Origin of the sequence: Nocardia barduliensis (assembly GCF_013315795.1) — a bacterium.
Classification (GTDB): domain Bacteria; phylum Actinomycetota; class Actinomycetes; order Mycobacteriales; family Mycobacteriaceae; genus Nocardia; species Nocardia barduliensis.
This window is the reverse complement of sequence record NZ_JABLTE010000056.1, coordinates 1-19193: the sequence shown is the minus strand read 5'-3', so window position 1 is coordinate 19193 and position 19193 is coordinate 1. Positions and strand designations below refer to the sequence as shown.

The following is a 19193-nucleotide window of genomic DNA, read 5'->3' as shown; positions in this document are numbered from 1 at the left end:
AACCGCAAATGACATTCCTTTTCAATAATGCGCTGGACCACTACCGATTGCTCGGCCGGTCCGGACTGCGTGTGTCACCAATGGCTCTGGGCACCTTGACCTTCGGGTCCGCCTGGGGGTGGGGGGCGGACAAGCAGGAGGCCCGGCGGATCTTCGACGCGTATGTCACACGCGGCGGCAACTTCCTCGACACCGCGGGCAACTACACCAACGGCACCGCCGAGGAATGGCTCGGCGAGTTCGCCGCCACCGACCGGGACACCCTCGTCCTGGCGACCAAGTACAGCGCGCTGCGACGGCTCACCGACCCGAACTCCGGCGGCAACCACCGCAAGAACATGATCGCCTCGGTCGAGGCCAGCCTGCGCCGCCTGAACACCGACTATCTCGATCTGCTCTACCTGCACCTGTGGGACGACCTGACACCGGTGGAGGAGATCCTGCGCGGCCTGGACGATCTGGTGCGCACGGGCAAAGTCCTGTACGTCGGCATCTCGAACACCCCCGCCTGGCAGATCGCACGCATGCAGACCATTGCCGACCTGCGCGGCTGGACGCCGCTCATCGCGGTCCAGCTCGAATACAACCTCGCCGAGCGCACCGCCGAGCAAGACATGCTGCCCATGGCACGGGAACTCGGGCTCGGCGTCGTCGCCTGGTCACCACTGGCGGGCGGGGTTCTCACCGGCAAGTACACCCGGGCCGATCTGCCGTCGGACGCGCGCAGGCCGACGGTGGGGACCTCCCGCAAGGACCTGATCCTCGCCGGTGACGGGCTCACCGAACGATCCTTGGCCCTCGCCGATTCGGTGCGCCGTGTCGCCGAGGAGCTCGGTCGTTCACCGGCGCAGGTAGCCCTCGCCTGGACGCTGCGCCGGCCCGATGTCACCGTGCCCGTTCTCGGCGCACGCACCCTCCCCCAGCTCGAGGACAATCTCGGCGCCCTGACCGTGCACTTCGATGACGACCAGCTCGAGTACCTGCGGAAAGCCTCCGCCGTCGCCGCGGGGTATCCACACAACGTCCTCGCAAGCCCGATGGCGCGCCGGAGCGTCTTCGGAGACATGCGCATCGACCCGCATCCCCGATCCTGACACCGATCACCGACACCGACCGAGGAAACAGTCTTGGCTCTCTTCGACCTGTTCACCGACCACCTGCTGCGCAGGCCCCGGGGCCGGATGGCCCGCATGATGTGGCGCGACATGAAGTCGCACTACGGGATCTTCCGCGACACGCTGGCGGCGCTGAACCTCACACCGGATGATCACTTGCTCGAAATCGGCTGCGGCGGCGGCACCTTCGCCGCACAGGCGCTCGCGCTCGGCTGCCGGATGACCGCGGTGGATCACAGCGCCGACATGGTGACGCTGACGAAGACGGCCAACGCGGACGCCGTGCGCGAGGGCCGGCTCGAGGTGATCGAAGCTGCGGCCGAATCGTTGCCCTTGCCGGACCGGCACTTCACCTGTGCGACCGCGATGAACGTGCTGTTCTTCGTCTCGGTTCCAGCCCTGCTCACCGAACTGCATCGGGTGCTCGCGCCGGGCGGGCGCCTCGTCCTGCACACCGTCGCACCGGAGCCGCCGCGCTCGGCCATGCCCGCGCCGTTGGCGAAGCGCGTGCGCTTTCACTCCGACGCCGAACTCGTCGCGATGCTCGAGGCGGCGGGCTTTCACCAACCGCGCGTCGAGCGGGTCGGCGATGCCTTCCAACTCGTCACGGCATCGCGGCCGAGCTGACGAGTACTGCGCCGGGTGTCGATCACTCCACTCCAAAAAGTCTGGCAGGCTTCCGATGGCTGCGAGTGGGCGTGCCGCTGCACCGCTGCGGCCTACTGGCACTGGCACGGTTGAATGAGCAGTGGACAGGCAACGGCAACAGGAAGGCTCGGACGCTATGGCGATCGACGGTCTCGGACGCTTCGGAGTATGGCGCGGCTATCTAGGGTTCACTCCCGATGACGCCGCTGAACTGGAGAAGCTCGGCTACGGCGCATTGTGGCTCGGTGGGTCGCCGCCCGCTGACCTGCCGGTGGCCGAATCGTTGCTCGAGGCGACGGAGACGCTGATCGTCGCCACCAGCATCGTGAATATCTGGACCGCCCCGGCGCCCGCCGTCGCCGAATCGTTCCACCGGATCGAGCAGCGCTTCCCCGGTCGTTTCCTGCTCGGAATCGGCGCGGGCCATCCGGAAGTCAATGCGCCCTTCCAGAAACCGTACGACGCGCTGGTGCGATACCTCGACGAACTCGACGCGGCCGGGGTGCCCAAGGACCGGATGGCCTTGGCCGCGCTCGGGCCGAAGGTGCTCGAACTTGCGCGTACGCGCACCGCGGGCGCGCTGCCGTATCTGACCCCGCCGGAGCACACCGCGCAGGCGCGCCAGATCCTCGGCTCCGCGCTGTTGGTGGCGGAGCAGAAATTCGTGCTCGACGACGATCCCCAGCGGGCCCGCGAGGTCGGCAGGCAGATGGTGAAGATGTATCTCGGCCTGCGCAACTACGTCTCGAACCTCCGGCGGCTCGGCTTCTCCGAGGAAGACGTGACCATACCGGGCAGTGACCGTCTCATCGATGTGCTCGCCGTGCACGGCAGCCCCGTCGAGGTCACCGGCCAACTGGTGGAGCATCTGAGGGCAGGAGCCGATCATCTCGCCCTGCAGGCGTTGGGCGAGGACTATCTCGGCCCGCTGCGCCAACTGGCGCCGCTGCTGACGGCGGCCGACTGAAGCACCGCGCGAAGGCCGCGGCCAGGACCCTCCGACAATCGTCGGAGGGCAGACGAGGGCTCCGCATCGACACCGCGCCCCGGCCACGGCTGAGGCCGCGAGATCGTCAGCAGGCGGGCGCAGGCGAGTCCTCGAGCAGGGCGAGGTCTACGGTCTCGGCCATCGCCCGATAGCCGGCGAGGCTCGGGTGCAGGCGATCCGGGCTGGAATACACATCTCGCAGCACGGACGGGTCGGCGGGATCGCGCAGGGCCGCGTCGAAGTCGACGACGCCGTCGGCCAGGTTCTGGGTACGTATCCAGGCGTTTATCTGCTGCCGGTCGATCTCGCTGCGGGGTGCCAGGAGTACACCGTCGACAACGGCGTCGGAGGCGGGGAGCAGCGTTCCCAGCCAGATCTTCTTGCCGTGCCGGTGTGCCGCGGCGATGAGTTGCTCGTATCCGGCGATCATCCGGGTGGCCTCGGCGGGCGGCGGCAACCCGAGATCGTTGATGCCTTCTTGCACGAGTACCCCGCTGACCCCGGACTGAGCGAGCGCGTCACGTTCGAAGCGCGACAGCCCGCTGGGGCCGAGCAGCAGCGGCTCACCGCTGGTGAGCACGCGGTTGCTGCCGATCCCGGCGTTGACCACGGAGATCGGAATGCCCGCGGTGTCCAGACGACGCTGCAGAACGTCGGGATAGCGTCCGTTGGTGTCGGCCGCTCCACGGTCGACCGGCACGCTCAAAGCGTTGGCGCCCACGAAGCCGTCGGTGATGGAGTCACCGAACGCCACCACCGCACGAGTATGTGCGGGGGCGAGCACGTCCACAGCGGCGACATACAACCAGGAACCGGTGGTGGAGCTGAATCCGTCGGCGCCTGTCTGCGCGGTGAGATCACCGCTACCGGCCGGAGAGTAGAACGAGGTGGCGTTGGCATTCCAGTGCTTGGTCGGCGGCCCAGCCGAATCGGGAACATAGATACTGACCGCCACCGGGGCGAACGCCGCGACAGTGAACGACACCGGATCGCTGACGATATCGGCTCCGGGAGGCAAGGTGACCGCCGTCTTCCCGTCGAACAGCACCGGCGCCACATTCGCCACCGCCGCGCCCGACAACTGGTCGGCAATGCTCACCCGTTCGAATGTGACCGGCGTCAGCCCGAACCGGTTGGTCAGATGCACACGCAGTCGCGAGCCACCCAGATGCGGAGTGACGACCATCCGGAAACTCTGATCCTGGACCGCGAGTGGAATCGGCCCTCCGGCCGCGTCGAGCGGGGTCACCGAATCGGTGGGGCTGGCCGTCCACGACGCCACGAAATGCTCGCCGCACCCGGAAGGCGCCGCCCGACCCACCGCAGGATCTCCCGCGGCGGCGCGGGCCGCGAGCAGGACGACAGCGCCCAACACTGCCCCGCAATGACGGGCACGCCGCCGGTTTCGCGCACCGGGGACAGCTTCGACCGGACTCGCGGGAGTCGCCGCAAAAGGTCGCACGATCTTCACCTCTCCATGGACGGAAACTCGGACTCAGATCCGGCTGCCGATGTCGCGGGCGACGATGTTGTCCAGTGCGCGTTCGGCGACCGCGGCAATGGTCATCGACGGGTTGCACGCCGCGGTGTTGCCCGGCATCAGCGCACCGTCGAGGACATAGAGCCCCGGTTGGTCGTGGACGCGGCCGTCCAGGTCGCAGACATCGCCCATACACGCCCCTCCCAGGGGATGCCAGGTCGAGGGGAACAAGGCGTTGGTATCGATCAGCATGCCGTCCGGTCCTGCGATCCGGTGCATGGCAGGAGCGATGTGATTGTCCTGGATGTAGCTGTCGCCATCGGTGGGCCAATGCAGGATCGCGTCGTCGCGTGCCGAGTCGTAGCTGAACGCGCCACGTCCCGCGCTGACGCCGAATCCGACCATCATCGTGCTGCGCGGGTCCAGCGACAGCGGCGGGATGGATGCCTGGATCACGGTGTGGGCGGCGTGCGGATCGTCCCAGTTCTTGCTGCCGAAGACCACCGGTCCGCCTTGGGGCGCACCGAACTCGGCCGAGGGATCGGTCCAGACATAGATGCGGTCCGCGTTGGTGCCCCAGCCCCGGCCGAGCCCGTCGGGCAGATCGCGGATGAGCCCCTTGGCGCCCGCGCGCATCAGCAGCCGGGTGGTGTTGAGACTGCCCGCCGCCATGATCAACGCACCGGTGGTGATGACCTTGTTCTCGACCACCGCGCCGGTGGTATCCAAGCGCCGCACATGCACGATCCACCGGCCGTCGGATGCGCGTTCGACGTCGGTGACCTCGTGCAGGGTTTGCACTCGCACCAAGCCGGTGGCCTCGGCGGCGGCGATATACGTGACATCGACCGAATGCTTGCCGCCGTTGTTGACGCCCATCGCGCCGTCCCCGTTGGTGTAGGACGGCTTCATCTCCCCGCGCAACTCGGCCAGCGCGAAATCCCAGTCGATGGGCATCGGGATCTTCGACAACGGCATCCCGGCCCGCCGGACACGGTCGGCGAATACTCGGGCCGCTCGGTAGTTCTCGCTGGCGATCAGCTCGTCGGGGGCCTCGGCCAAGCCCAGCATCCGGGCCACCCGCGGGTAGTGGACCCGGTTCATCAGCGCCCAGTCCAGTTCCTGCGGGAAGTGGGTGTCGAACACCTCCTGCGTGGGTTGCAGCGACATCCCCTGGTAGACAAGGGAACCGCCACCCACGCCCGCCGCGCACAGGGCGGTCATGTTCACCCCCGGCACCGCTTCGACCAGGCCGGTGTAAGGCTCGAACACCATCGGTCGCCCGAAAACGTTCGGGCTGGACCGATACCACAGCAGTCGTTTGTCCGGTGACGAAGCGCGCGGGAACGTTTCGGCATTCGGTCCGGTGCTCCAGCGCATACCGCGCTCGAGTACGGTCACGGGTACACCCGCTTGCGCCAGGCGCAGGGCACTGACTCCGCCACCGAAACCGGAGCCGACCACCACCACGCGGTGCTCCTCGTAGGTCGTGGCGATGTTGTTCACCTGTGCGGCGGCCGGGGCGGGAGCGCCTAGCGTGCGGGCGGCCAAGGCCGCGGCGCCGGTGGCGGCGACACCGGTCAGCAGTGACCGGCGCGAGATTGCTGTCATCGAGATTCCTTCGGTGGTGAATGCGTGTCGAACCAAGTCCTGAGCGCCGTGCGAGCCGGATTTTCGACAGCCCGGATCAAGGAGGGTGTGCGCGTGGCCCGGCAATCTCCGCCGCAAGCCAGGCAAGGTCGACTCGGTTGGTCGTAGACCTGGGGACGCGCCGATTCGACTTCGGCGCGAAGGCGGTCAGTCGATGGTGCAGCCGGTGACGGGTTTGTCCGCGAGGCGATCGAGCAGGTAGACGATCGCGTTGTCCGGGCCGAAACCGTCGATCATCTCCGGACCGAAATGGTTCGGAATGGTGGTGCCCGGCAAGATCGGCGGCAGGTCGTTGGTCCGGAACGTCACCGTGGCGCCTTTCGCGCACCAGTCCTCCGCGAGCCGACGCGCCTGACCGTAAGGAACGGTGTCGTCGTTCAACCCGCTGGTGATCAACACCGGCGTCGCCGGAGTGCGATTACCGATACGCAGTTCCGCCAGCACAGGCCCCGCTTCGGGAATCGCCGCCAGATGCTCGGTCAACGATCGGCCGTCGTTGGTCAGCGAACCGGTCTTCAGGAAGGGATGGCGGACGATGATGTCACCGATGCACTCATCGCTCAGCGTCTCCAGCACGGCGCGCCCCGCCGGACTCGTCACCCGATCGACCGCCTTGTGCAGGTCCGGATAGCGCGCGAGCAACCCGTTGATCGCGAAGCCGATCGCGCCGCTGATGAGGGAGCCGTCGATGCGTTCCAGAATCGCGGCCAGATCCGCCACCGGACCGCCGGCCCAGGTGCCTTTGAGGTTGAGTTCGGGGGCATATTCCGGCTGCATCTCCGCCGCGGCCGCGGTGGCGCCACCGCCCTGGGAGTAGCCCCACAACACCAACGGGGTGTCGGGACCGACCCCGGCGAGAGTATTGGCGGCGCGGGCGCCGTCGAGCACCGCGTGTGCGGCCTCGATCCGGTTGGCGTAGGTATGAATACCCGGCGTGCCCAGCCCGATGTAGTCGGTCACCAGAACCCGAGCGCCCAGCCCACTCCACACCGCCGAGGCAGGCAGTTCCTGATTCGCCGACAACCCCGGCGAAGGGTCGGTGAAGACCGTGATTCCGGTGGAGAATGCCACCGACATCGCGCAGCGATCACCCTGGCCCGAAGTACCCGGGGCGATGACCACCGTCGGACGCGGACCCGGCCCCTGCCACGGACCGGTCGCATCGATGAACGTCCCCGACACCGCCACCGGCGACCCGTCCTGCAACCGCGAGGTGTACATGACATGCTGCGCCTTACCCGGCCACCCCTTGTCCGTCGGCACCGTCGCAAACAGACTCATCGGCGCCGTCTTGACGATCGCACCCCGCTCCGACGGAATCTGCGCGGGCGGAACATAGAAATCACTCACCGGCGCGGCCGCCGCCTCTTGCGTATCCGTGCCCACCACGGCCACCGCGGTGACACAGACAACGGCCACCGCCGCCGGAACGGCCCAACGCCGCCACCTCGGACGTGAACGGCGCCCATCCTGCTGAAGCATCCAGACTCTCCATGTACACCACCCAGCACCATTGCCGAGTGTCCTACGTCGCAATAGCTGTTCGACATGAAATGCGTCACAGCATGCAACTTACGGAACGGTAACATGGTTACCCGGAAGTTGGAATCACGCGCTGCCTATTTCCCGCGTCGAAATTCCGCCGCACGACGCAATCGGGTTCGAGAAGGCACTCGCTCGGGATCGCAGGTCGGCAGGACCACCGGGCTCGGCGACCAGGCGCCGAGCCCCGTGTCTCGCCCCGGCACGGACGTCCCGTAGGCGCTGCTCGGTAAGGCCAGTGGGAGCTGACGGTGCGGGTGGACGGCTCGCTCGCCATTCGTCATCGGCGGATGAAAATATGCACTCGAAACTCCGTGCCGCGGTGGCGAATCGAGTAACGACTTCACCTAGGCGAGCTGCCCTGATGCGCGCCATTGCCGCTCGCGCGCCTCGGCCTTGCCGATACCGGTACCGTCGGCGACCCTTCCGGACGCGCGACGGTGTGCGGCACACAGGTAACGCGCGGCCCCCGTGTGAAGAAGACGCCGATGGGTAGGCCACGAACGTGACCGAACCCGGAAACCAGAACGCACCCGAATTGGGCGACCAGACCGACACTTCCCACCCCGACGACCTGGATCTCGAAACCCGCGAAACCCCGGAGAACGAGGACGTGAACCAGGAGGCGGGCGCCGTCGAACCGCCCGACTGAGCACGTTTCGCCCACGGCGGCCGGGGCATTCCGGCCGCATGGGTATCACCGTCGCCGTCACCGGGCCGACCGGCGAGATCGGCATCTCCACCGTTACCGCGCTCGAAAACGACCCGGCGGTCGACCGGATCGTCGGAATGGCCCGCCGCCCGTTCGACCCCGCCGCACACGGCTGGACGAAGACCGAGTACCGGCGCGGCGACATCCTCGACCGAGCCGCCGTGGACGCCTTGGTCGCCGATGCCGACGTGGTGATCCACCTGGCATTCGTGATCATGGGCTCGCGCGAGGAGAGCGCGCGGGTGAATCTCGCGGGCACCCGCAACGTCTTCGAGGCGACGGTGGCCGCCGAGCGGGTCCGCCGCCTCGTCTACACCTCATCGGTCGCGGCCTACGGCTACCACCCGGGCAACCCGTCCCCCATTACCGAGGACGTGCCGCCGCAAGGCTCGCCCGAGCATTACTACTCCGAGCAGAAGGCCGCGTGCGAGGCGGCGCTCGCCGAGATCACCGCTGGGTCCGACCTCGAGATATTCGTACTGCGGCCGTGCATCGTGGCCGGCCCGAAGGCACCGGCCCTGCATGACCTGCCGTGGGAGAAACTCCCCGGCCCGCTGCGCACCCTGGCCCGGTCGAATGCCTTGTTCAAGCCGGTGATCCCCGATCCAGGCCATCCGCTGCAACTCGTCCACCACGACGACGTGGCCGCCGCCATCGCCCTGGCCGCCACCGCGGACGCGCCGCCCGGTGCCTACAACATCGCCGGTGACGGCACCCTCACACTCTCCGAGGTGGTAACCGCGCTGGGCGGCAGGCCGGTGCGCGTGCCTGCGGTCGCCGCCACCGCCGCATCCGCTGCGCTCGCCCGCCTCCCGTTCGTGCCCGCCACCCTCGAATGGCTGCACATCGTCCGCACCCCCGTCGTCATGGACACCAGCCGCGCGAAACGGGACCTCGGCTGGAAGCCGGGCCATACCTCCGCCGAGACGCTCGCGGCACTCGCCGCCGCCCGCTGAGCCGGTAGATTCAGACCCGACGAGCCGTTGCGGCCGGACCTGTTCCGCGGGCGGCGAGATCACCGAATTTCCTTGCCGCCATTGATCGTACCGTCATACAACGGTACATTGATCGCGTGACGCTCCTGGTAGTCGCGCCGCGGCCGGTCCGCTGTGAAGTCCCGTTCGAAGGGCGCTACCGGGAAGTCTCGCGTAACGGCGGGGCAGAACCGCGAGAAGTTCCCGCGCCGCCGTGGTGTTTCGGCCCAATTCTCACAACGCGTGGTCGTCGCGCTCTGCGTGTACGGCCCCCAACAGGGACTGAGCATGCAGAACGACGAGGCCAGCCAGATCAGATATGTCGTCCGACGACTCGTGCAGTGCCACCCGGAGGTTCCCCCCGAGGCCGTGGCATTGGTCGTGCGAAGAACCCATGAAAGCTTCGGACGCGCGTCCGTACGCGAATTCGTGCCACTACTGGTGGAACTCCGCGCGGGGAGAGAACTCTCCGAGACCTCGGGCTGGGCTGAGCCGACCGTGCAGAACCAAGCGGACCGTGCCCAAGCGGAAGTGTTCGTCGACCCTGCTCGTCGCGGAGGCGGACGAGCTGGACTCCTTCATCGAGGCCATGACGCGCGCCGGGTCCTCGAGCCCGGCCGAGCGCGCCACCGAGTTGCGCAGGCTCCGAACCGAACTGCACGAAGTGCTCCGCTGCATCACTCAGCTACGCCACCGGTTCCCCGGCGTCGCGCCCGATGGCTCACTCCCCCGCAGGGAACTCGCCCACCGGTCGCCGAGCCTGAGCGGAAACGATCCGGTGCCCGCGCCTGGCTGAGCCGAAACGGGTAACCGCGGCGTCGTCCGAGTGACCTGCCTCACACGATGTCAGTATCTTCGCTCTCCCGGTGTCTTGTGTACGACCCCCTCGGAGAAGGAGACACCATGAGCAAGAAGACCGACGTGGTCGTGCTCGGCGGCGGATACGCCGGAGTGATGGCCGCCAATCGACTGACGCAGCGCGACGACGTAGCGGTGACGGTGATCAATCCGCGAGCGCTCTTCGTCCCGCGGCTGCGTCTGCACCAGCTCGTCGGCGGGACCCACGATGCGGTCGTCGACTACGCGGAAGTCCTGGCCGACGGCGTCCGGCTGGTCGTCGACAGCGCGACGCGGATCGACGCGGCCGGGCGCAGTGTGACGCTGGCGGAGAGCGGCAGTATCAACTACGACTACCTGATCTACGCGGTGGGCAGCGGCAGCGCCGGCGCCCAGGTGCCGGGCGCGGCCGAGTTCGCCTACCCCGTCGCCACTCTGGAGGCGGCGCAGCGGCTGCGGTCGCTGCTCTTCGACACGCCCGTGACAGCCGCGGTGACGGTCGTCGGCGGCGGTCCCACCGGCATCGAGACCGCCGCGGAACTGGCCGAGCAAGGTCGCGCCGTCACGCTGGTCTGTGGACGTGTCCTCGGCCCGTACCTGCACCCCAGGGCTCGAGGCACAGCCCGCAAATACCTCGCGAAGCTGGGAGTCGACGTGCTGGAAGGCCCCGGCGCGTCGGTCGCCGCGGTGACCCAGGAAGCCGTGGAACTCGACGACGGCCGCACGTTGCCGAGTCAGGTCACCATCTGGACCGCGGGATTCGGTGTGCCCGATCTGGCCGCCCGCAGCGGACTGAACACCGATACCGCCGGTCGCCTGCGCACCGACGAGACACTGACCAGCGTCGACGACGAGCGCATCATCGCGGCAGGCGATTCGGCGGCACCGTCGGATCTGCCGTTCCGGATGAGCGCCTACGCTGCGGGATGCCTGGGCGCCCATGCCGCCGATACCGTGCTGAACCGGATCGCGGGTGACCGGCCCGCGCCGATCGACCTGTCGTTCCCCGCGATGTGCATCAGCTTCGGCCGCCGCACCGGCATCTTCCAGCTCGCCCACAAGGACGACACCGCGATGCGGCTCTACTTCAGCGGGCCCGTGGGTAAGAAACTCAAGGAAATGTCCTGCGCCTTCAGTGTTCGACACCTGGTGAACGAAGCGCGCAAGCCCGGCTCGCACTCCTGGCCCAAGGACGGCAAGCACAGGCCCGCTCTGCTGCAGGCCCGGCACGGCAGCGCGGCGGCATCGGTCGCGTAGGACACCGACCTGTCGTCGCGCCCGGATACCGGCGACTCCGGCTGCCCGATGCGCGGCAGCGGCCCTGATCGGGAGGCTGCCGCGCGCGGGTCGCTCGGCGACGCCGGGCCGGATCGAACGGCTATCGAGAAGAGACGGAAGAGGACTCCATGGACCGAACAAGCGAACCTGGTGGGCAGCGACAGGCAGGCGGCGACAACGCGACTGTCGAGGCGACGAATACCTTTGTTGCCCACCGCAATCTGCTCTTCACCGTCGCCTACGAGATGCTCGGATCGGGGGCCGACGCCGACGACGTCCTGCAGGAGACCTGGTTGCGCTGGGTCGCGGTCGACGCGGCCCACGTCGACGACCCGCGCGCCTACTTGGTTCGGATCACTGCCCGCCAGGCGCTCAATCGGATGCGTTCGATGAAGCGCCGCAGGGAAGCTTACGTCGGCTCCTGGCTACCGGAGCCGCTGCTCACCACTCCGGATGTCGCCGCCGACGTGGAACTCGCCGAGAGCGTCTCGATGGCGTTGATGCTCGTGCTCGAGACGTTGACGCCGACCGAGCGGGCGGTGTTCGTGCTCCGCGAAGCATTCGGCGTGGGCTACGACGAGATCGCGGCCGCGATCGACAAGACACCCGCCGCCGTGTACCAGATCGCCCACCGCGCCCGCCGCCGCGTCGAAGCCCGCAGGCCGCGCCGCTCGGTCACCGCGCGCCAGGCCGAGGCGGCTGCCGAGGCGTTCCGGCGCGCACTCGAGACCCGGGACCTGCAGGGCCTGCTCGACGTACTCGCTCCCGACGTCGTGGCGATCAGCGACGGAGGCGGCATCAAACAGGCCACACCGCGTCCGGTCACCGGCGCAGGCAAGGTGGCCCGCTTCATCGTCGGCGGCCTCACCAAGAACGACGTCCCGCTCACCGTCGAGGCGACCACGGTCAACGGCAGCCCCGCACTGGCTCTGCACGTGGACGGGCAACTCGACGGCGTCATCGCGATCCGCGTCGAGGACACCCACATCACCGGTCTCTACTACGTCCGCAACCCGCAGAAGCTCACCCACATCGAGTCCGAGACCCCACTCGCCCTGCGATGAACACCCACCGTTCGAGGAGTAGACATGACCCTGCGGGCACCGCTCGCCACCGATACCGGTCCGTCCCGATGGCCGACGGTGGCCGGAGCAGTCGTCCTGCTCACAGCGATCACCAGCGTATTGCTCACCGCTTTCGCCTGGCCGTCGGCGCGGTCGTCGGTACACGATGTGCCGATCGCGGTCGCCGGGCCGGCCACCGCGGTCGCGCAGGTCCGCAGCGCCCTCGACCAACGTCTGCCCGGTGGCTTCGAGATCACCGAGGTCTCCGACACCGCGGCCGCTGAACAACTCATCCGCGACCGGCGAGTCTACGGAGCGATCGATGTCAGCTCCGGCTCCCCGCAAGTCGTCATCGCCTCCGCCGCAAGCACCGCGGTCGCCCAGACCCTGCAGGCCACGGCGAACGGCCTCGGCCAGGCAGGCAAGTCCGGTCCGCCGGTCGCTGTCCGCGACCTCGCCGCGCTGCCCGCCGACGACCCGCGCGGCGCCGGGTTGGCCGCAGGCGCCCTGCCGCTGGTCATGGGCGGTCTGCTGGCCGCCGTGCTGCTGACCGGACGCGTTCGCGGCACCGCACGCCGGGTCACCGGGGCGCTCGCCTTCGCGGCAACCGGCGGTGCGGCCGTGACAGCGATCCTGCAGTTCTGGCTCGGCTCACTGAGCGGTCCCTACGCCGCGAACACCGGAGCCGTCGCGCTGACCATCGCGGCCACCTCCCTGACCGTCCTCGGGCTGGAATCCCTGCTCGGATACCTCGGCATCGGAATCGGCGCCGTCACCATGATGCTCATCGGCAACCCCCTCTCGGGGACGGCGACCGCACCCGAGATGCTGCCCGGCTGGTCCGGCGGGCTCGGCCAATTGCTGCCTCCCGGGGCAGGTGGTCAATTGCTGCGCTCCACCGCCTTCTTCGACGGCCACGGAGCCACCCATCCCGTCACCGTCCTGGTGGCCTGGTTCCTGTTCGGTGTCGTACTGTGCCTGTTAGGCGGCCTGCGCGCGCGACGGACCGCCACCATCACGGCGGGACTGCCGAGGAGTACTCGGACCACCGGCGGGTACGACGTCAACGACCCACAGAGGCTGACGTCGTAGTCATCAGTCCACTGCGCGACGACACCCCGCCCGCGAGCGATACCGAACGGATCAGAGCGCTCAGATTCGTCTACCGATGTCCGCGCGTCTGGATCTGCCCAGGTCTGACGCGCGTCCTGCCGGGGATTTGCGTCAGAAGTGCGCGGCCCCGCCGTCGATGGAAAGCGGCACCGCGGTGATGTACTTCGATTCGTCGCCGACCAGGAAGAGCACCGCATCGGCGATCTCCTCCGCGGTCGCCGCCCAGCGCGGCAGGAAAGGCGTGCCCATCCCGTTGAGCAGCGGGTTGGTCTCGCCCGCCGCGGCGAGCGCGGACTGCATGTCGCCCGAACCCATGGGCGTGTGCACGCCGCCGGGATGGATGCTGTTGACCCGGATCTCGTACTTGCCGAGTTCGGCGGCGAAAGCCCGCGCCATCCCGGTCACCGCGTGCTTGCTGGCGGTGTAGTGCACCATGAACGGCTGCATCTTCACCCCCGCATAGGAACTGGTGAGCACGATCGAGCCGCCGCGCCCACCCGCGATCAAGTGCGGCGCGGTGACCATGACGGTGTTCCAGACTCCGATCACATTGGTGTCGATGGTGTCCCGGAACGCCTGCGGGGTGATCTTGTCCCATGCGGCGGGGATACAGATGCCCGCGTTGGCAATCACGATGTCGAGCCTGCCCAGGTCGGCGACAGCGGCGTCGGTGGCCGACCTCATGGCGTCGATATCGCGGACGTCGGCGATGGCGGCGACGATCCGGCCGCCCGCCTCCTTCACCTGCCGCACGGTCTCGTCCAGGTCGTCCGGGGTGGGCGAGTCGTAGGGCACACCGGGCAGCGGTCCGGCCAGATCGATCGCGACGATGTCGGCGCCTTCCCGGGCCAGCCGCACCGCGTGCGCGCGACCCTGACCGCGCGCCGCGCCGGTGATCAGCGCTACCTTGCCTGCTACACGTCCTGTCATGGTGAATCCTCTCAGATGCGAATGAGCGACGGGTCCGGGGCGAACCCGTGGGAGACGGTGACCGGCGCGGCGAGCATCCCGGCCGCCGCATCGGTGAGGAAACAGCCCAACGCGGCCCAGTCGGACTCCCGCTGCCCCGCCGCGACCTCCGCTTCGTAGGCGGCACAGACCTCGAACACCATCCGGGTGAGGATCCAGCCGCGGCCGTCCAGCACCTGCTGGTCGATGCCGCGCAACCGTTCCCGGGTCGCGGCCATGATCGTGTCGGTGGCCGCGCGCCCGCCGATCGGCCGCTCCAGCAGCACCGCCGTCGACGGTGTCGCGCGCACCTGGTTGACGAAGCGTGCCCGCCACGAGGGCGCGGCCCGGTCGGCGAGGCTGCGGACGGCTGGGACGATCAGGCAACGCAGCAGATCCACCAGCGTGGGCTCGGGTTCGAGCGCGGCCAGCATGTCGGCCCGCAGCAACTCGGACTGCTCGGTGTATCGGTCCAGCATGGCGCCGATCAGCCCGTCCCGGTCGCCGAAGTGGTAGGCCACCGCGGAGTGGTTGGCATTGCCCGCGTGTTCGGCGATCCGTCGGCTGGAGACCTGGTCGATGCCGTACCGGCCGTACAGTTCCTCCGCCGCGTCCATCAGGGCCCGCCGGGCCGCGTCGCTGTGCCGCGCCATCTCGCTCCGTTCCTCCGCCGCGAGATTAAGTCAGGTGGCGTAATTTGTCGAGGATTCGAGCGGCGCCGCGATCCGAGACAGTGACTCTCAGGCCGCAACATAGTTGAATGCGCATATCCGTGTATGTGCATACTTTTGACCGTAAAAGATCGCTACCGACCACACCGCACCCGGCCGGGCGTCCCTGTACCCGAAAGAGGACGGAGGCCGAGCGAACCAAAGGTCGCTCGGCCTCCATCGATATCACCCACGGGGTAGGCGTCCGCAGCCGCTTCCCACACACGGTCCGTGTCGACGGATCTCCAACGATCCTGACAGCAGGGCGATGTGGTGTTCGGACTACGAGATCCAGTAGCTGGACGCCGACCCGCTCAGCGCTGACGCCAGCTCATCGGTCCCGGCAGGTCGACACTGTTCTTCTTGCTGCGGGAGTTCCACGACCAGGGGCCGATCTTGATACCCCACGAAGACAGACCCGACTGGGTGAAATTGAACTTCAGCGGCCCGAAGGATTTACGCTGACGGTATCTGATAGGCATGAGCAGCCTCCCTGACTCGCATCCCCGGGGACAACCGATCAGGTTATCCCGCATGACTTTTACTCGTCAGGCGACTGAATACCCACCATCGGCTTCTGCAACCCCCACTCGCCGAGCCGGTGCCGGATCGCCGACCCCACCTCTCCCCCTACGTCGATACCCGTTCCCCGCAGCGCAATTCGCAGACAACTGCCGTTGGCCGAGGTCGCTGAAGGCTACCGGGCGATGGACGAACGCCGCGCTATCAAAGCCCTGCTCCACCCATGACCCGACGCGCGGCTCGCCCGATCCGATCGTGGTGCGGTTCGGGCGGTATCAGCTCGCTCCGGACGCTTCCCACTGGCGGCGAGTCTATTCGCTCGTCGTTCGCTAATGTCCGACAGCACGCTCTGGCGGCAAGGTCATGCATCGACGCACTGGCTTCCGGCTCGATTGCCAGGGTGGGAGTGTTCGACCTAGAGAGTGATCCGCTAGCGCATGACCGCCACACGTCGTTCCGCACGTCGCGTCCACCATTCCCGATCACGTAATCCCCTTTTTCCCCAGTTGCTCACCGCGGCGGTCGACACGGCCTTCGACGCGGTGGCGCTCCGGTTCAACCCGACCGGAGATCCGGGCGATCAGCGCGCGCTGACCTATCGGGAACTCGACGAAGCCTCTTCGCGGCTGGCGCGCTATCTGATCCGGTTCGGGGTGGGGCCGGGCGATGTGGTGGCGGTGGCGGTTACGCGGTCGGTCGAGTCGGTGCTGGGCGTATGGGCGGTGGCGAAGACCGGCGCCGCCTATCTGCCGGTGGATCCCGGTTACCCGGCGGATCGGATCGAGCACATGCTGGCGGACTCCGGCGCCGTGCTGGGCCTGACCGTCAGGGCGGATCGGGCAGGGCTGCCGAGCGGTGCCATCGAGTGGATCGAGTTCGATTCCGCGGAACATGGGGAACGGATCGCTGCCGAGCCGGCGCATTCGGTGTCCTACGTGGACCGGCTTCGCCCGCTGACGGAACAGCATGTGGCCTATGTGATCTACACCTCCGGGTCGACGGGTAGACCGAAGGGAGTCGCGGTCACGCATGCCGGTTTGGCGAGTCTGGTTCAGCACGAGGTCGCCGTCCGGGGGGTGACCCGGCAGTCGCGGGTGACGCATCTGTGTTCGCCGAGCTTCGATTTCTCGTTGATCGAGATGCTCTTGGCGTTCTCGGCCGGTGCGACGCTGGTAGTGGCGCCGCCCACGGTATTCGGTGGTGCGGAGCTGGCCGACCTGCTGCGGCGCGAGCGGGTGACCCATCTGTGCATCACCCCCGCCGCCTTGGAGTCGCTGGACCCGGCAGGCCTGGACGAGCTGCGGGCGATCCTGTGTGGTGGCGAGCGGGTGGGCGCGGAGCTGGCCGCTCGGTGGGCGCCGGGCCGGTCGTTCTACATCCTGTACGGCCCCACCGAGAGCACGATCGTCGCGACCGGCACCGCGGCGCTCACCGCGGACGATCTGTCGCATATCGGCACGCCGGTTCCCGGTATGGGCGCGCACGTGCTAGACGCGCGGTTGCGGCTGGTGCCGCCGGGTGTGGTGGGCGAGCTGTACCTGTCGGGTCCGGCGCTGGCCGAGGGATATCTGCGACGGCCGGGGTTGACCGCGGAACGTTTCGTGGCCGGTCCCTTCTCCGCGAGCGGGGGCGGGCGCATGTATCGCACGGGCGACCTGGTGCGGCGCACCGCGGCGGGGATGCTCGAATATCACGGACGAGTGGATTTCCAGGTCAAGATCCGCGGCTTGCGAATCGAACCGGCCGAGATCGACGCCGCGTTGACCGCGCACCCGGACGTCGACTACGCCGCCACACTCGGCGTGACGCTGCCGTCCGGCGTCCAAGCGCTCGCCGCGTACGTGCTCCCCCGCGCCGTGTCCACCACGGATGCGGACAGCGGCCGAATCAGCATCGATACCGCCGAACTCACCGAGTTCATCGCGCGAGCACTCCCGCCCTACATGATTCCGGTCTCGATCACGGTGCTCGACGAGCTACCGCTCACCCCGGTCGGAAAACTGGATCGCGCCGCACTGCCGCGACCGGTGCTCAGTGCCCGGAAGTTCCAGGCACCCGTCTCGGCGACCGAGCGATTGGTCGCCGACACTTTCGCCGCCGTGCTGCTGCCGCAAGGCGGTGCGGATGCCGGCCGAGTCGGTGCGGACGACGACTTCTTCGAACTGGGCGGAAATTCGCTCCTGGCAGCGCAGGCCGCCGCCCGGCTCGCCACGGCGCTGGGTGTGCGGGTGCCGGTCTCACTGCTGTTCGAGAACTCGGTGGTGGCCAGGCTGGCCGAACGCTTGGAGCAGCCCGACGGTATCGCGGTTGCCGCGCCCCGGCCGATGACGCGACCGGAGCGGGTGCCTCTCTCCTATGCGCAGCAACGAATGTGGTTCCTCAACCGGTTCGACCCGGCGAGCGCCGTCGACAACATTCCGCTGGCGGTGCGGTTGAGCGGCCATCTGGACGTGGACGCGCTGCGGGCCGCCATCCGGGATCTGATCGAACGGCACGAGGTGCTGCGCACCAGCTATCCGGAGCACGACGGCACCGGAAGCCAGCGTGTGCACCCGGTCTCCGATCCGGTGGCGGTACCGGACCTCGAGGTTCGAGAGATCACCGAAGCCCAGATTCCGCAGCACTTGCTGGCGGCGATGACCGAGGGCTTCGATGTGACGGTCGCGCCGCCGATGCGGTTGTGTTTGCTGCGTTCGGCCGAGAGCGAGCATGTGCTCGTGGCCGTGGTGCATCACATCGCCGCGGATGGTTCGTCCATGGGTCCGCTGGCCCGTGACTTGATGACCGCGTATTCGGCCAGGGCGGCCGGAAGTGCTCCGAGCTGGGAGCCGCTGCCGGTGCAGTACGCGGATTACACGTTGTGGCAGCGGGAGATGCTGGGTGAGGAGAGCGATCAGAACTCCCTTTTCGCCCGTCAGATCGGCTTTTGGCGGCAGCGGCTGGCCGATGTGCCGGAACGGTTGGATCTACCTGCGGATCGGGCGCGTCCCGCGGTGTTCTCCGGCCGCGGAGCCAGCCTCGAGTTCAAGATCGACGCGGGGGTGCATTCGGCGCTGAACGGGTTGGCGCAGCGGTTCGAGGCGACGTTGTTCATGGTCGCGCACGCGGCGTTCGCGGTGTTGCTGGCGCGGTTGTCCAACACCGGTGACATCACCGTGGGCACGCCGGTGGCGGGCCGTGGTGATGCGGTGGTGGATGGTGTGATCGGCATGTTCGTCAATACCCTCGCCTTGCGTACCCAGGTCGATCCCGGGGACAGCTTCGCCGAGGTGCTCGATCAGGTGCGCAGCCGCGACATTGAGGCGTTCGCGCATGCTGATGTGCCGTTCGAACGGCTGGTGCAGGTGCTGGACCCGGTGCGCTCGAGCGCGTATCACCCCGTGGTGCAGACGATGCTGAGTTTCCACAACTTCACCCCGGCCACGCTGGAGCTGCCCGGATTGCGGGTCTCGCCTTTGGACTTCACCGTGCCGGTGGCGAAGTTCGATCTCGAGCTGACGATGGTGCCGCACGAGGATGAGCGGACACCGTTGGGGATTTCGGCGGCGTTCACCTATTCCATCGACCTGTTTGACGAGGCGACGGTCGCCGGGTTCGCCCGGCGGTTGTGCG

At 68.0% G+C, this 19193-nt stretch carries 16 protein-coding genes and 1 pseudogene; 11 read left to right on the top strand and 6 right to left on the bottom strand.

The window, feature by feature from the left end:
- Positions 1–8 precede the first annotated feature (8 nt).
- From HOV91_RS22990 to HOV91_RS22980, 3 genes are all read left to right on the top strand, one after another.
- Positions 9–1094 carry an aldo/keto reductase gene (locus HOV91_RS22990; protein ID WP_174187493.1) on the top strand — a complete coding sequence of 362 codons (1086 nt, stop codon included), beginning with the start codon at positions 9–11 and terminating at the stop codon, positions 1092–1094.
- Between the two features lie 33 nt (positions 1095–1127).
- Entirely contained in the window at positions 1128–1742 is a 615-nt protein-coding gene (locus HOV91_RS22985; protein WP_174187492.1) for a class I SAM-dependent methyltransferase, read from the top strand.
- A gap of 157 nt (positions 1743–1899) precedes the next feature.
- Positions 1900–2730, top strand: coding sequence for an LLM class F420-dependent oxidoreductase (locus HOV91_RS22980; RefSeq protein WP_174187491.1), 831 nt, complete (start codon positions 1900–1902; stop codon positions 2728–2730).
- 106 nt (positions 2731–2836) lie between these two features.
- Here HOV91_RS22980 and HOV91_RS22975 read toward each other — a convergent pair whose 3' ends face one another.
- The 3 genes from HOV91_RS22975 to HOV91_RS22965 form a co-directional block, all read right to left on the bottom strand.
- A complete protein-coding gene (locus HOV91_RS22975; RefSeq protein WP_312884738.1) occupies positions 2837–4033 on the bottom strand; it encodes a GDSL-type esterase/lipase family protein in 1197 nt (398 codons plus the stop codon).
- 213 nt (positions 4034–4246) lie between these two features.
- A complete protein-coding gene (locus tag HOV91_RS22970; protein ID WP_174187489.1) occupies positions 4247–5842 on the bottom strand; it encodes a GMC oxidoreductase in 1596 nt (531 codons plus the stop codon).
- 186 nt (positions 5843–6028) lie between these two features.
- Complete coding sequence (locus HOV91_RS22965; protein WP_174187488.1) at positions 6029–7363, bottom strand: lipase family protein; 1335 nt, start codon at positions 7361–7363, stop codon at positions 6029–6031.
- Positions 7364–7928: 565 nt separating this feature from the next.
- Between HOV91_RS22965 and HOV91_RS22960 the strand changes: the two genes are divergently transcribed.
- The 7 genes and pseudogenes from HOV91_RS22960 to HOV91_RS22935 all read left to right on the top strand — a co-directional run bounded on the left by HOV91_RS22960 (position 7929) and on the right by HOV91_RS22935 (position 13380).
- Positions 7929–8075, top strand: a complete 147-nt coding sequence (locus tag HOV91_RS22960; protein ID WP_174187487.1) for a hypothetical protein — start codon at positions 7929–7931, stop codon at positions 8073–8075.
- A 38-nt stretch (positions 8076–8113) separates the two neighbouring features.
- Positions 8114–9091 (top strand): NAD-dependent epimerase/dehydratase family protein, encoded by a 978-nt coding sequence (locus HOV91_RS22955; protein WP_174187486.1) that lies wholly within the window; start codon positions 8114–8116, stop codon positions 9089–9091.
- A gap of 306 nt (positions 9092–9397) precedes the next feature.
- Positions 9398–9565, top strand: a pseudogene (locus tag HOV91_RS41115) (three-helix bundle dimerization domain-containing protein); the annotation flags it as partial.
- A 61-nt stretch (positions 9566–9626) separates the two neighbouring features.
- Entirely contained in the window at positions 9627–9905 is a 279-nt protein-coding gene (locus tag HOV91_RS22950) for a hypothetical protein (protein WP_174187485.1), read from the top strand.
- 107 nt (positions 9906–10012) lie between these two features.
- Positions 10013–11203: an NAD(P)/FAD-dependent oxidoreductase gene (locus HOV91_RS22945; RefSeq protein ID WP_174187484.1), complete on the top strand. Its 1191-nt coding sequence runs from the start codon at positions 10013–10015 to the stop codon at positions 11201–11203.
- A gap of 149 nt (positions 11204–11352) precedes the next feature.
- Complete coding sequence (locus tag HOV91_RS22940) at positions 11353–12288, top strand: RNA polymerase sigma-70 factor (protein WP_174187483.1); 936 nt, start codon at positions 11353–11355, stop codon at positions 12286–12288.
- 24 nt (positions 12289–12312) lie between these two features.
- The gene (locus tag HOV91_RS22935; protein ID WP_217441036.1) at positions 12313–13380 is read left to right on the top strand and encodes an ABC transporter permease; all 1068 of its coding nucleotides are present in this window, start codon (positions 12313–12315) and stop codon (positions 13378–13380) included.
- A 132-nt stretch (positions 13381–13512) separates the two neighbouring features.
- Here HOV91_RS22935 and HOV91_RS22930 read toward each other — a convergent pair whose 3' ends face one another.
- The 3 genes from HOV91_RS22930 to HOV91_RS22920 form a co-directional block, all read right to left on the bottom strand.
- Positions 13513–14331, bottom strand: coding sequence for a mycofactocin-coupled SDR family oxidoreductase (locus HOV91_RS22930; protein WP_174187482.1), 819 nt, complete (start codon positions 14329–14331; stop codon positions 13513–13515).
- An 11-nt stretch (positions 14332–14342) separates the two neighbouring features.
- Entirely contained in the window at positions 14343–15002 is a 660-nt protein-coding gene (locus HOV91_RS22925; RefSeq protein WP_174187481.1) for a TetR/AcrR family transcriptional regulator, read from the bottom strand.
- A 371-nt stretch (positions 15003–15373) separates the two neighbouring features.
- Positions 15374–15541 carry a DUF4236 domain-containing protein gene (locus HOV91_RS22920; protein ID WP_174187480.1) on the bottom strand — a complete coding sequence of 56 codons (168 nt, stop codon included), beginning with the start codon at positions 15539–15541 and terminating at the stop codon, positions 15374–15376.
- A 477-nt stretch (positions 15542–16018) separates the two neighbouring features.
- Here HOV91_RS22920 and HOV91_RS22915 point away from each other — a divergent pair.
- On the top strand, positions 16019–19193 hold a 3175-nt coding region (locus HOV91_RS22915), incomplete at its 3' end, for a non-ribosomal peptide synthetase (protein WP_174187479.1).